12 protein-coding genes are annotated in these 14,308 nt (G+C 38.5%); 8 read left to right on the top strand and 4 right to left on the bottom strand.

The annotated features are described in order from the left end of the window. Positions 1-198: 198 nt before the first annotated feature. From nosR to RI844_RS16745, 6 genes are all read left to right on the top strand, one after another. On the top strand, positions 199-2,331 hold the full coding sequence (gene nosR, locus RI844_RS16770; protein WP_348395796.1) for a transcriptional regulator NosR: 2,133 nt from the start codon (positions 199-201) through the stop codon (positions 2,329-2,331). 86 nt (positions 2,332-2,417) lie between these two features. After that, complete coding sequence (gene nosZ / locus RI844_RS16765) at positions 2,418-4,307, top strand: TAT-dependent nitrous-oxide reductase (protein ID WP_348395795.1); 1,890 nt, start codon at positions 2,418-2,420, stop codon at positions 4,305-4,307. A 71-nt stretch (positions 4,308-4,378) separates the two neighbouring features. Further along, entirely contained in the window at positions 4,379-5,698 is a 1,320-nt protein-coding gene (locus RI844_RS16760; protein WP_405054420.1) for a nitrous oxide reductase family maturation protein NosD, read from the top strand. Between the two features lie 13 nt (positions 5,699-5,711). Further along, a complete protein-coding gene (locus RI844_RS16755; RefSeq protein WP_348395794.1) occupies positions 5,712-6,638 on the top strand; it encodes an ABC transporter ATP-binding protein in 927 nt (308 codons plus the stop codon). Beyond that, positions 6,635-7,453, top strand: a complete 819-nt coding sequence (locus RI844_RS16750) for an ABC transporter permease (RefSeq protein WP_348395793.1) — start codon at positions 6,635-6,637, stop codon at positions 7,451-7,453. Before RI844_RS16755 ends, RI844_RS16750 begins: the two co-directional genes overlap by 4 nt. Then, a complete protein-coding gene (locus tag RI844_RS16745; protein WP_348395792.1) occupies positions 7,453-7,947 on the top strand; it encodes a nitrous oxide reductase accessory protein NosL in 495 nt (164 codons plus the stop codon). Before RI844_RS16750 ends, RI844_RS16745 begins: the two co-directional genes overlap by 1 nt. A 70-nt stretch (positions 7,948-8,017) precedes the next feature. Here RI844_RS16745 and RI844_RS16740 read toward each other — a convergent pair whose 3' ends face one another. From RI844_RS16740 to RI844_RS16725, 4 genes are all read right to left on the bottom strand, one after another. Further along, a complete protein-coding gene (locus RI844_RS16740; RefSeq protein WP_348395791.1) occupies positions 8,018-8,602 on the bottom strand; it encodes a DUF4202 domain-containing protein in 585 nt (194 codons plus the stop codon). Positions 8,603-9,140: 538 nt separating this feature from the next. Continuing rightward, complete coding sequence (gene groL, locus RI844_RS16735; protein WP_348395790.1) at positions 9,141-10,793, bottom strand: chaperonin GroEL; 1,653 nt, start codon at positions 10,791-10,793, stop codon at positions 9,141-9,143. Between the two features lie 68 nt (positions 10,794-10,861). Continuing rightward, positions 10,862-11,152: a co-chaperone GroES gene (locus RI844_RS16730; RefSeq protein ID WP_348395789.1), complete on the bottom strand. Its 291-nt coding sequence runs from the start codon at positions 11,150-11,152 to the stop codon at positions 10,862-10,864. A 156-nt stretch (positions 11,153-11,308) separates the two neighbouring features. After that, entirely contained in the window at positions 11,309-11,830 is a 522-nt protein-coding gene (locus RI844_RS16725) for an FxsA family protein (RefSeq protein WP_348395788.1), read from the bottom strand. Between the two features lie 138 nt (positions 11,831-11,968). On the opposite strand from RI844_RS16725, the gene cutA reads away from it, so the two are divergent. Beyond that, positions 11,969-12,283 carry a divalent-cation tolerance protein CutA gene (gene cutA / locus RI844_RS16720; RefSeq protein ID WP_348395787.1) on the top strand — a complete coding sequence of 105 codons (315 nt, stop codon included), beginning with the start codon at positions 11,969-11,971 and terminating at the stop codon, positions 12,281-12,283. A 3-nt stretch (positions 12,284-12,286) separates the two neighbouring features. Next, a complete protein-coding gene (locus RI844_RS16715; RefSeq protein WP_348395786.1) occupies positions 12,287-14,113 on the top strand; it encodes a protein-disulfide reductase DsbD in 1,827 nt (608 codons plus the stop codon). Positions 14,114-14,308 lie beyond the last annotated feature (195 nt).

Genomic DNA, 14,308 nt, shown 5'->3' with positions numbered 1-14,308 from the left:
AATAGTCGTTCATTTATCCCACACCAAAAGCTTTTCATTGTTAGCAACTAAACCTTGTAAATATTGGCTCTACATTTCATTAACATTAAGTTGATCTAGATCATTAGGCCGAATGTGCTTAAGCGTAAACTGAAAAAATCATTTTAGCTGTGGCATTTTGTCGCAGCTACAAATTAGTAAGAAAGGTACATTTACGCTATGTTCATAAAAATACTAACTAAAATAAAACTGTTCCAGTCTCTGGTCGGTTTGGTGTTTTTACTGGCTTTTACCTTACCAGCTCAAGCGTTATTTGTTAGTCCGCCGAAAGATCCGATCCCATTAATAAAGCAAATATTTCCGAGTGCGACTCAAATAGGTGAGAAATCAGGAGACGTGCCGATTTGGTCAATTAAGAAGAATGACGAGATTATCGGTTATGCCTTTGAAACCAACGACATAAATAAAATTCCAGCCTATTCGGGCGAACCAGTAAATATGCTCGTTGCAATAAACCCAGAAGGAATGTATCTAGGGGCAAAAGTTCTCGAACACCATGAACCCATCATTCTTGCTGGAATTCCAGAATCAAAGCTGTACAAATTTGTTGATCAATACCCTGGCCTTAATGTAAGTGACCGATTAAAAGTGGGTGGTAATAAAACCGATAACATGATTCATATAGACGGTCTGTCGGGTGCAACCGTAACAGTAATGGTAATGAATGTAGCAATTACTAAATCGGCCACTAAAGTCGCCAGATCTTTAGGTATTATAAGTGCGAGTGATGAAGTTACCTTGCCGATGGCAACAATCCTGCCAGATGTTTATCAAAAATCTGACTGGCAAACATTAGTTGGTGACGGTTCGATAAGAAAACTATACCTAAATAGAGATACTGTTGATCAAGCATTTATTGGCACCCCAGTTGAACATATAGATGTCGCATCAGCTGCACAAAAGCAAGATATGTTTGCCGAAGTGTATTTCGCCCAAGCCAACTTACCTAACGTTGGCCGCAACTTGTTAGGTGATGCAGAATACCAATGGTTAATAAGCACCTTACAACCGAACGAGCATGCTATTGCAATTATGGGCAATGGCTATTCATTTAAAGGCTCGGGTTATGTGCGTGGCGGAATATTTGATCGCATTCAAGTATTACAAAATGAAGATGCAATTGCTTTTCGTGATTTAGACCATAACCGTATAACAGATATTTACTTGGATGGTGCTCCCTCTTTTAAAGAAATGTCGCTATTTATTGTGCGCCAGCACCATGAATTTAACCCTGGAACAAATTGGCAACTAGAACTTTTGGTTCGTCGTCAAATGGGCGCAATTGAAAGTACCTTCACTAGTTTCAAAGGCGACTATGATGCCTTAGATAGCTATGTATATCGTCCACCTATTGTTTTACCTGAGTCTGAGCTAACTCTTACTCAACAAGTGTGGCAAGAAAAAAATGTAGAAGTCATTATTTTAGCCATATTGTTGCTTATTTTATTGGCAACCTTGTTTTTCCAGGATATTTTGGTTCGCCACCCTACTTTTTTACATAATTTCCGCCATAGTTTCTTAGTTGTCACCGTTGTATTTATAGGCTGGTCTTGGGGGGGACAATTATCAATTGTAAATGTATTTACCTTTTTACAAGCATTTATGTCGGACTTCTCTTGGGATTTGTTTTTACTTGACCCGGTTATTTTTATCCTTTGGGGTGCCGCTGCAGTAACTATTTTACTTTGGGGGCGCGCGGTTTATTGCGGTTGGTTATGCCCTTTTGGTGCATTACAAGAATTGGTCAACGTTGTTTCCAGACATTTTAAAGTACCGCAATTTGATTTACCTTTTGCAGTGCATGAGCGCTTGTGGGCGATTAAGTATCTTATTTTACTTGCCCTATTCGGTTTATCCCTAGATTCACTAGCATTAGCTGAGCAGTTTGCTGAAATAGAACCGTTTAAAACCACATTTTTATTAAAGTTTGATCGTGAATGGCCTTTTATTTTTTGGGCGCTATTTCTAATAATAATCAATATTTTTACCCGCAAGTTCTTCTGTCGCTATTTGTGTCCACTTGGCGCCGCTTTATCAACAGGTAACAGTCTAAGATTATTTGACTGGTTAAAACGCCGCCCTGAATGTGGTCAGCCTTGTAAGACTTGTGCAAAAGAATGTGAAATTCAAGCAATACATCCCGATGGCACGATAAACATGCGTGAATGTCATTACTGTTTAGATTGCCAAATCACCTATTTTAATGATGAAAAATGTCCGCCGCTGAAAAAACTGGCGCGCAAAAAACAAAAATACAAAGAAGCACAAATTCAAACAGTTGAAGTTACCTGAGTAACTGAACGAATAAGCAGCAGTAAGTATTAAACAACGCTGTATTTAAAATTAGTAAATTAGAAACAACAAGACGGAGAATTAGAATGAGTAACGAAGATAAACGCTCTACTGAATTGGAGCTTGAAAATAAAGAAAGACGTAAATTTTTTGGTAAAACTGCTTTACTAGGTGCTGGCGCAATTGCTGCGCCAATGACAGCAACAATGTTTGCTTCAATGGCAAAAGCGAATGCCGCAGAAGCTGGTAACAGTGCCTTTGTTCATCCTGGTGACCTAGATGAATACTACGGCTTCTGGAGTGGTGGTCACTCGGGTGAAGTACGTATCATGGGTTTACCATCAATGCGCGAACTAATGCGCATTCCAGTATTTAATACTGACAGTGCTACTGGTTGGGGTTTAACCGACGAGAGTAAACGCATTAAAGGTGATAGCGCGCATTTACATGCCGGTGACTCACATCACCCGCATATGAGTATGCAGGATGGCCGTTACGATGGTAAATACGTATTCATTAACGATAAAGCCAACTCGCGCGTTGCTCGTATCCGTTGTGATGTGATGAAAACTGACAAAATGATCACTGTACCAAACGTACAAGCGATTCACGGTTTGCGTGTGCAAAAAGTGCCACATACCAAATACGTTATTTGTAATGGTGAATTTGAAATTCCAATGAACAATGATGGTAAATCTTCAATGGAAGATGTAAGTACCTACCGTTCATTATTCAACGTAATTGATGCCGAAACCATGGAAGTAACTTTTCAGGTAATGGTTGATGGTAACTTAGATAATACCGATGCTGATTACGATGGTAAGTACTTTGCCTCAACTTGTTACAACTCAGAAATGGGCATGAACTTGGGTGAGATGATCTCTGCTGAACGTGATCACGTAGTGGTATTTAACCTTGCTCGTTGTGAAGCTGCACTTAAAGCCGGTAAGTTCAAAACTTACAATGGTAATGACGTACCAGTATTAGATGGCCGTAAAGGTTCAGACTTAACTCGTTATATTCCAGTACCTAAATCACCACACGGTATGAATACATCGCCAAATGGTAAGTACTTTGTTGCAAACGGTAAGCTATCACCAACAGTTTCAATTATTGCAATTGATAAACTCGATGCCTTATTTAGCGATAAAATTAAACCGCGTGACACTATTGTTGCCGAGCCAGAATTAGGTTTAGGTCCATTGCATACAGCATTTGATAACAAAGGTAATGCCTATACAACATTATTCCTTGATAGCCAAATAGCTAAATGGAATGTGGAAGATGCGATTAAAGCGCATAACGGGGAGAAAGTTAATTACATTCGTCAAAAACTGGATGTTCATTATCAACCTGGTCATAACCATACTTCACAAGGTGAAACTCGTGACGCCGACGGTAAATGGCTAATATCGTTATGTAAGTTCTCTAAAGATAGATTCTTACCTGTTGGTCCACTGCGTCCTGAAAACGATCAATTAATTGATATCTCAGGCGATGAAATGAAACTTGTACATGATGGTCCAACCTATGCTGAACCACATGACTGTATGATAGTTCATCGCAGTAGAATGAAACCTAATAAGCTTTGGACACGTGATGATCCTATCTTTGCCCCTACAGTAGCTATGGCGAAGAAAGATGGCGTAACTTTAGAAACAGATAACAAAGTCATACGCGATGGCAACAAAGTTCGTGTATACATGACATCTGTAGCGCCTACTTTTGGTATGAGTGAGTTTAAAGTTAAGCTTGGTGATGAAGTAACTGTTGTTGTTACTAACCTTGACCAAGTTGAAGATGTAACTCATGGTTTCTGTATGACGAACCATGGTGTGCAAATGGAAGTTGGTCCACAAGCAACATCATCAATCACCTTTACCGCCAATAAGCCGGGTGTACAATGGTATTACTGTAACTGGTTCTGTCATGCACTACACATGGAAATGCGTGGTCGTATGCTTGTAGAAGCTTAGTTTGATACGGCGTAATACTTATTGGTATTACGCCTTTATCTCTTAATGATTTAAGAGGGGTTAATAATTTAATGATGAGAAATATACTGCTTTATTTAATGTTGACAATGGCTGTTATCAACACAGCTACAGCACAAGTATGGCAAGTTTCAACGCAAGACAACTTACAACAAATTCTCGATAATACCGAGGATGGCGACACCGTCATTTTGGCCGAAGGAAACTACTTTGGAAACTTTATTATCAACAGCGGAATTACGTTACGTGGTAGTAATGAAACAATTATTGATGCCATGGGTAAAGGCAATGGTATTCACCTTTTCAGCTCAAACATAACCATTGAAGACCTTACCATAATCAACTGGGGCGATGACTTAACCGAACAAAACTCAGGCATCTACTCAGATAAAAAAGCCGAGAACATTCTAATTCAAAATAACCAATTACAAGGCAGTGGCTTTGGTATTTGGTTACAAAAAGCTGAGCATATAAAGGTGCTCAATAATACCATTGCCGGCGATACCCGCCTACGTTCTGCTGATAGAGGTAATGGCATTCAATTATCTATGGTTAAACATGTACTCGTGCGTGGTAACAATGTATCTAATACCAGAGATGGCCTGTATATAATTTCTAGCCAAGAAAATACCCTGCAAGATAACACTATGCATGATTTACGCTATGGCATTCACTATATGTATTCGCATAGTAATAAAGTACTTAACAACCTCGCTTATAACACTCGCGCAGGTTATGCATTAATGAGTTCAAAGCATTTAATTGTGTCAGGAAATACCAGCAAGAATAGCGAAGACTATGGCTTTTTAATGAACTTTATAACCTCTTCAACAATTACCGATAACGTAATTGAAAATGTTTGGACCAAACCCGAAAACAAGGTATTAGGCCGTGATGGTAAAGGATTATTTGTTTACAACTCAGCCTACAATACCATTAGTAATAATTTGATTAATACCAGCGAGATTGGCATTCATTTAACCGCAGGCTCTGAGAATACCAAGGTATTTGGTAATAGCTTTATTAATAACCCAACACAAGTGAAATACGTTTCCAATAAAAAACAGGAATGGAGCCTTGATGGCAAAGGTAATTTCTGGAGTAATTATTTGGGTTGGGATATGGATAATGACAATGTGGGTGATGTAATTTTTGAGCCAAACGATGGCATTGATAAACTCGTGTGGCAGTACCCTGAAATGAAAATGTTGATGGACAGCCCGGCAATAGTGATTTTACGCTGGGTACAACGGCAATTTCCGATATTAAAGCCACCAGGTGTAAAAGACAGCTTTCCATTAATGCAGTCACCGCACCAAGTAAATACTACGTCTGTAGCAGCCATTGCAGAACTGCCAGATGCGCAACAATAAAGGTCGAATTAACATGAATACTCCCTTAGTATCTTTACAAAATGTAGGTAAGAATTACCAACAAGTAGCGGCCCTTAAATCAGTTAGCATGAACCTCAACCAAGGCGAAGTGCTTGGTTTATTTGGTCACAATGGCGCCGGTAAAACAACAATGATGAAGTTAATTCTGGGCGTTATTTCTCCATCGAGTGGTAGTGTTGAAGTTATGGGTATGGCACCAGATTCTAAAGAGGCCTGGCATAGCCGCGCAAAAATTGGTTACCTGCCAGAGAACGTTAGCTTTTATGAACAGCTAACAGGTTTGGAGGTACTCACTTACTTTGCAAAACTTAAAGGCTATAATAAAAAAACAGCCATTGCCTTACTTGAACAAGTTGGTATCAGCCACGCAATGAAGCGCCAAGTTAAAACCTATTCGAAAGGTATGCGGCAACGTCTAGGCTTAGCCCAAGCATTTATTGGCGAGCCAAAATTATTACTGTTGGATGAACCAACAGTCGGCTTAGACCCAATAGCAACATCTGATTTTTATAGCACCGTTGATCAACTAAAAACCAATGGCTCTAGCGTTATCTTATGTTCGCATGTATTGCCAGGCGTTGAACAGCACATCGACCGAGCGATGATTTTATCTTCAGGTAAAGTATTAGCGGCAGGTACATTATCAGAGCTACGTCAACATGCTGACTTACCCGTTAGGATAAAACCGAAGGGCTTAAATGGTGCGGTTAGTAGTGATCCTAAGTTAAAACAATTTTTAACGGGCAAGCTTGATTCACAAACCTTGTTTGTACCAGAACAAGACAAGTTAGCAACATTAAAACAGTTACTTTCTTATGATGCGATGAATGACGTGCACGTGGAACCTGCAAACTTAGAGCAGCTTTATCAGCACTATCTGACAAAAGAAGTTACCACCCTTGAGGGAGACAAGTCATGATGCAAATTATCAATGTCGCATTAAAAGAATTTCAAGATGGCTTACGCAATCGTTGGTTTTTATCTATCACCATTATTTTTACTATTTTATCTTTAGGCTTAACCTATTTTGGCGGCGCTGCATCTGGCAGTATTGGCATTGCATCGTTATCTACCACGATAGCCAGTCTGGCCAGCTTGGCAGTATTTCTTATCCCGTTAATTGCTTTATTGATCAGTTATGACAGTTTTGTTGGCGAACAAGAAAGTGGTACCCTTTTACTGCTGCTAACTTACCCATTAAGCAAATCACAACTGTTACTAGGTAAATTTTTTGGTCAAGGAGCAATCATCGCGTTAGCTATATTAATTGGTTTTGGGACTTCCGCTGCGTTGTTATATTTTCAATTAGATAATAGCCAGGTTATTAGCAGTTTCGCCTTATTTATCTGCAGTGCTATTTTGCTTGGTTTGAGTTTTACTGCTATCGCTTATTTGATCAGCTTATCTGTAAGTGAAAAATCAAAGGCAGCAGGCTTTGCGTTAATCACCTGGTTTATATTTGCCCTGGTATTTGATTTAGCACTATTAGCCTTATTAGTAGGAATTGACAACGGCTTAAGCCAACAAGGTTTAACGCAAGTAATGTTGTTAAATCCAGCGGATATTTTTCGCTTAGTGAACCTTTCAGGTTTAGATAGTAGTGATCTGAATGGCGCGGTCGCTATTGCAATAAACTCTAGCTTGTCACAAACCACGTTATTAAGTTCAATGTTTGCCTGGGTTATCGTCCCTTTAAGCCTAGCAATTTTTATCCTCAAGAAGAAAACTCTATAATGAAATTTTTATTACAAAGCACTTTAATCATAATCACCCTATCTTTTTTTACTGCCTGTGGAGAGCAAGCACAACAACAAATTATTCATCAAGCTAAAGCGATTGAAAGCTCAGATGAATGCCATTTATGTGGCATGTTAATCACCAACTTCTCAGGCCCTAAAGGTGAGTTATACAGAAAGGACAGAGGCGATAAAGTCCATAAATTTTGTTCAACTAGGGACATGTTCAGTTTTTATTTAGATCCGGAAAACAAACGTAATGTGACCACTATGTACGTACACGACATGAGTAAAATGCCTTGGAATGAGCCAGATGATGGTTATTTTATCGATGCTAAAACAGCATGGTTTGTGGTTGACTCAGAAAAAACCGGTGCTATGGGTAAAACTCTGGCAAGTTTCAGCAAACAAAGTGATGCTTCGGCTTTTGCCCTAGAGTTTGGTGGTGAGGTACTTGATTTTAGTCAGGTAGATCAAGCGAGCTTAATGTAATTTAAGCAGTAATTATAAAGCCCTAATTAATTGGTAAATTAGGGCTTTATTTAAGTTTTAAAACAAAACTTTAAGATAAGGCTTTAGCAATTAGCGCTTGGTCATGTTCGGGTAATGACAATGTTAGTGCTTTCTGATGACCTTGTTCAGACATTTTTGCCCATGTCTTTTGCAACACAGAGATAATTTTTTCTTCAGTGTGTTCAGCGGCAAAATCAGTAAAATAATACTGTAAGAACACTAAACAGATCACATCTTCTAGAGCTTGTGTTTGTGTGTCTCTTTTCAACTGTTTTTTCAACAATAAAAACTGCACTTTTTCGATGGTTTCAACATCAAAATCTAGAGACTCAAGAATTTCCCCAGTTTTTTGTGCATGGAACTTGTTTAATTCTTTGCGCCATAATAGGTAACCCGATCTATTCATCTCGTAATCTTTACGAGGATGTTGCCAACGACAAATATGCTGACTACGCGCCGCAAGTTGTAGTGGTGTAGATGCTGTTGGGGAAAATTCTGCCAACATCTCAGTCATTCGCATTGAGTACAACACTTCTTTTGGGTATTCAAGCCCCTGCCAGGTTTCAGTATTAGGGTCTTCGCTGTTAGCTTGATCTATCAACGTGATGGCTTGGTTAAATTTGCTAGTATTCATGATATTGAGATATTAAGGAAGTTTAGTAAAACAGTAGCTAATCAATGCCTGACTTTCAAGGCAGTTTTAGTATTTGATTGTTCTAAGATAGAAATAACTGGATTTATTGCTACAAAGCGTTGCTGCGCAATGACGCGCGAATAAATTCACACCAACCATAAATTAAAAACTTGGTTGGTCCGATTCTAATCGGACGTTATAGAACCTTCCTTTTCCTCCTGAAGTTAAAAAGCCCGAAAGTTTGAGCTTTCGAGCTTTTTAATATGGATATCTTAACAGTTTTTTGCGCAGGATAAATCGTTTAGTACAAGGCGCTTTATTGCGACGTTTAGTGTCTCTTAAACGAGCTACAAAGTAACGCAGCTATCAATGACCAAAAAAATAAAAAAGCTCACCGAAGTGAGCTTTAGTACGATAAACGTTGAATATTTTATGTGAAGGGTAAATTGTTCAGTTCAAGGCGCTTTATAGTGACGTTTAGTGTTTCTTAAACGAACTATAAAGCAACGAAGAAATTAGCAATTTAAACAAGCATAAATTACATCATTCCGCCCATACCGCCCATACCACCCATGCCGCCCATATCAGGCATTGCAGGAGCTGCAGAAGCATCTTCTGGTTTGTCAGTGATCATAGCTTCAGTAGTTAACATTAAGCCAGCAACAGATGCTGCAAACTGTAGTGCACTACGAGTAACTTTAGTTGGATCAAGGATACCCATTTCTAACATATCACCGTAAACGCTAGTACCAGCATTGTAACCATAGTTACCTTCACCGTCACGAACGGCATTTAAAACAACTGACGCTTCATCACCACAGTTAGATACGATTTGACGAAGTGGTGCTTCCATTGCACGAAGGGCAACTTTAATACCGTGAGTTTGATCTTCGTTAGCGCCTTCTAAATCTTTAATTTTGTCAGCAACACGAACTAGGGCTGTACCACCACCGGCAACAACACCTTCTTCAACCGCTGCGCGAGTTGCATGTAATGCATCTTCTACACGAGCTTTCTTCTCTTTCATTTCTACTTCAGTTGCTGCACCAATTTTGATAACCGCAACACCGCCAGCTAATTTAGCTAAACGTTCTTGTAATTTTTCTTTATCGTAGTCTGAAGATGATTCTTCAATTTGGCCACGAATTTGAGCAACACGTGCTTTAATTTCAACTTCTTCACCAATACCATCAATAATTGTTGTATTGTCTTTAGAGATAACAACGCGTTTGGCTTGACCAAGATCTTCTAATGTTGCTTTTTCAAGCTCCATACCAATTTCTTCAGAAATTACCGTACCGGCAGTTAATGTAGCGATGTCTTGTAACATGGCTTTGCGACGATCACCAAAGCCAGGTGCTTTAACTGCAGCAACTTTTACGATACCGCGCATGTTGTTAACAACTAATGTTGCTAATGCTTCACCTTCAACATCTTCAGCAATAATAAGTAGTGGCTTACCAGCTTTAGCAACACCTTCAAGAGTAGTTAATAACTCACGAATGTTAGATACTTTTTTATCAACTAATAAAATGAATGGATTTTCTAATTCAACGCTACCGCTTTCTTGGTTGTTGATGAAATATGGCGATAAGTAACCACGGTCGAATTGCATACCTTCTACAACGTCTAATTCGTTAGTTAGGGCTTGGCCTTCTTCTACAGTGATAACACCTTCAGTACCAACGCGCTCCATTGCTGTTGCAATGATTTCGCCAACCGAAGTGTCTGAGTTAGCAGAAATAGTACCTACTTGTTCAATTTCTTTAGTGTCTGAACATTGTTGTGAAACAGCTTTAAGCTCTTCAACTGCTGCAATTACAGCTTGATCAATACCACGTTTAAGATCCATTGGATTCATACCGGCAGCAATAGATTTTAGACCTTCATTAACAATAGATTGGGCTAAAACTGTTGCTGTAGTTGTACCGTCACCGGCTTCATCATTGGCTTTAGAAGCAACTTCTTTAACCATTTGCGCGCCCATGTTTTCAAACTTGTCGGCAAGTTCAATTTCTTTAGCAACACTTACACCATCTTTAGTGATAGTTGGACCACCAAAACTTTTGTCTAAAACAACGTTACGACCTTTTGGGCCTAATGTTACTTTTACCGCGTCAGCTAATATATTTACGCCGTTAAGCATTTTTGCTCTTGCGTCATTACCAAATAATACGTCTTTTGCAGCCATTATTTTTTCCTTAATTTATATTCATTAAAACAACCACAAAGTGGTCTTAATAGAAATGCGCAGCAGTTCTATTCTACTATTGCTAGAATGTCATTTTCGCTAAGAATTAGTACTTCTTCGCCGTCAATTTTTTCAACTTTTGCGCCGTAACCTTCACTAAAGATAACTTGGTCGCCAACTTTAACGTCTAATGCACGAACGTCACCGTTTTCCATAATACGGCCATTGCCTACAGCAACAACTTCACCGCGAGTTGATTTTTCTGCAGCGCTGCCAGTTAAAACAATACCGCCAGCTGATTTTGATTCTACTGCTTTGCGTTTAACAATTACGCGGTCATGTAAAGGACGAATGCTCATTACGATCTCCAAATTAGGTAAATTAAATAATTAAATTTTTTATTAATAAACAGATGGGGATGTTTATTTTACTCTTCAAGGGGATTTCTAAAAATTAGCTAAAAAAATAGCGCTAATTTGTAAAAAAGCGCTAATTAATAAGATTTTATAGGAAGGTTAATCTTTTCGCTCGAATTCACCATCAATAGTTTGCTTGTCTTTGTTATCATTAATATGAGTAGCGTGCTGGTTTTCTTCAATATCACTAAAAGGTGGCTGTTGATGATTTGATTGCTGAAAATTGCTGTAAAAGAAGGCGCCACCTTGCGCACCACTAGCTTTACTTTTTGCCATTTGTTGTTGTACGGCTTTAACCATAACGCCACGTGAGGCTGGCCATAATAGTAAGAGTCCAAATCCGTCAGTAATAAAACCAGGGGTTAACAATAGTACGCCGGCAACCAGTAATAACATTGCCGCAATAATTTCATCGGAAGGCACTTGCCCTTGCGCCAATTTATTTTGCACCGATTGATATGTGGCCATACCCTGCTGACGAACCATAGCAGCGCCAACCCAAGCGGTAAGAATTACAATAGCAATAGTAGGTAAAGCGCCAATTAAGCTACCAACATTCATCAGTACCATAATTTCAACAATAGGCATGACAATAAATAATAAAAATAAAACTTTAAACATTAATGGTCCAAATATTTATAATGATGAAACTAATATGGGGGTTATCGGGTCTATTTCAACCGTTAGCATTTGATTATGGTTTACTCTATCAATATCATAAATGTTTATTGAATTAATAATTAAGGTATAGAAATTACTATGTATCAAATTGTTGTGTGTAACTGTCCAAATAATGACATAGCCAAAACAATTGCTAACAGCTTAGTGGCTAAAAAATTAGCCGCTTGTGTTAACATTATGCCTACTATGACATCAGTATATCATTGGCAAGACGAAATTTATTGTGATGAAGAAGTCATGCTATTGATAAAAACGAAAACTTCGGCATTTGTTGACCTTGAACAAACCATAATAAAACTACACCCTTACGATGTAGTTGAAATTATTGCCTTGAATATCCAGCAAGGTAATGAGCTGTATTTAAACTGGATAAATAATACTGTGAAAAATTAAACTATGCGCACAATAATACATGCATTGCTATTAACGATTACCCTGTTCGGTAATGTTGCCAATGCTCAAGATTCAATTTTTGATACTTCGATGGATTCTTTGTTTAGTAACGACAAAGAGTTTTTGCCTGTTGATCAAGCATTTCAATTTGACTTTAGTCAGCAAGGTAATCAACTTGAAGTATATTTTGCCATCGCCGATGGCTACTATTTATATAAAGACAAGCTTAAATTTAAAGCCGAGCGAGTTGAGTTCTCTGCGCCCCGTTTACCACTAGGTAAGGATCATGAAGATGAGTATTTTGGTATTCAGCAGGTTTATTATAAGCAAGTTAAGTTTACCATACCTATTAGTCAGTCTGGCCCTAATGGTGAGTTAACACTTACTTTCCAGGGATGTGCAGAAAAAGGTTTATGCTACCCACCAACAAAACATGTTATTCCATTAAATGATTATAGTGGCAATGATGAAAGTACTGCCAGCTCAATACTTGGCGCGATTGATAATGCCGCAACTGGCTCATCAAAAAATGCTAGCAATGAATTAACATCAGTAAGTGAGCAAGATGAACTTGCTTCAATGCTTGGTGGCAATAGTTTATTTTGGACCCTACTAACCTTTTTTGGCTTAGGTGTACTGCTATCTTTCACCCCTTGTGTATTTCCAATGTATCCAATCTTAACGGGGATTATTGTTGGTCACGGTAAAAACCTTACTACCCGAAAAGCGTTTACCCTTTCTATGGCATACGTTCAGGGTATGGCCATTACTTATACCGCTTTAGGCATTGTAGTTGCTTTAGCTGGCGCACAATTTCAAGCAGCATTTCAACACCCGGCTATTTTGATTGGTTTAAGTGTTTTATTTGTATTTTTAGCATTATCGATGTTTGGTGTATTTAACTTAGCTCTGCCGGCAAGCCTGCAAAACAAACTGAACAATTTCAGCCGTAGCCAAAAAGGTGGTTCGATCCCATCGGTATTTATCATGGGAGCTATTTCAGGCTTAGTCGCTTCCCCTTGTACCACAGCGCCGCTTACCGGTGCGTTACTTTATATTGCTCAAACTGGTGATTTATTCTTAGGAGCATCTGCATTATATGTATTGAGCTTAGGTATGGGTTTACCATTACTAGCCTTAGGCAGTTCTGGTGGAAAACTATTACCGAAAGCCGGTAATTGGATGACCGTAATTAAAAACATCTTTGGTTTCTTATTACTTGCTGTGCCAGTCTTTTTACTTGAACGATTCTTATCAGAAACAATTGCAAACTTGTTGTGGGCAACGCTAATACTAATAACTGCTACCTACTTCTATATGGTAAATAACGATAATCGTAAATCGCCGGCAGGTACCTGGTACGGATTACGCTCACTGTTAATTTTCTTAATGATGTTTTTCGGTGCTAACCTGGCTTATAACACTGTATTTGATAAACCAACAGCTCAGCAAGCTGCACATCAAGAGTTTACTAAAGTGTCAACGTTAAAGCAGTTAACAGATGAAGTGGCAGACGCTAACGCAAATGGTAAAACGGTGATGGTAGATCTTTATGCCGACTGGTGTATTGCTTGTAAAGAATTTGAAAAATACACCTTCCCAAAACCGGAAGTAGTACAAGCTTTACATAATACGGTATTAATCCAAATTGACTTAACTGATACAGGGACACAGACAAACATTGAAATAATGTCGCACTTTGAAGTGTTTGGACTACCTTCGATTTTATTTTTTGACTTAAGCGGTAAAGAATTAAGCCAACAACGAGTTACCGGTTTTATGGGGGCAGATAAATTTGCCAACCACATAAACTTCTTGTTTAATCAGTAAACATCAGGGCTTTACCCTGCTAGCATTAATTATTTACTAAAGGGGCATACGCCCCTTTTTTGTGTTTGGATGTAAATAAAGCGTTAATTAAAATCAAGTTCAGTGATTAGACCAGTATTTTGCTGCTAATTTCTGCGAAAATGACTATAATGTGCAGATATTTGGAAAAAATCATATTTTCTGCATAAAATATAA

It is taken from the genome of Thalassotalea fonticola (genome assembly GCF_032911225.1).
In the GTDB taxonomy this organism is placed as follows: Bacteria; Pseudomonadota; Gammaproteobacteria; order Enterobacterales; family Alteromonadaceae; genus Thalassotalea_A; species Thalassotalea_A fonticola.
Note: the sequence above shows the minus strand (reverse complement) of the source record. Positions and strands in the feature narration are given on the sequence as shown.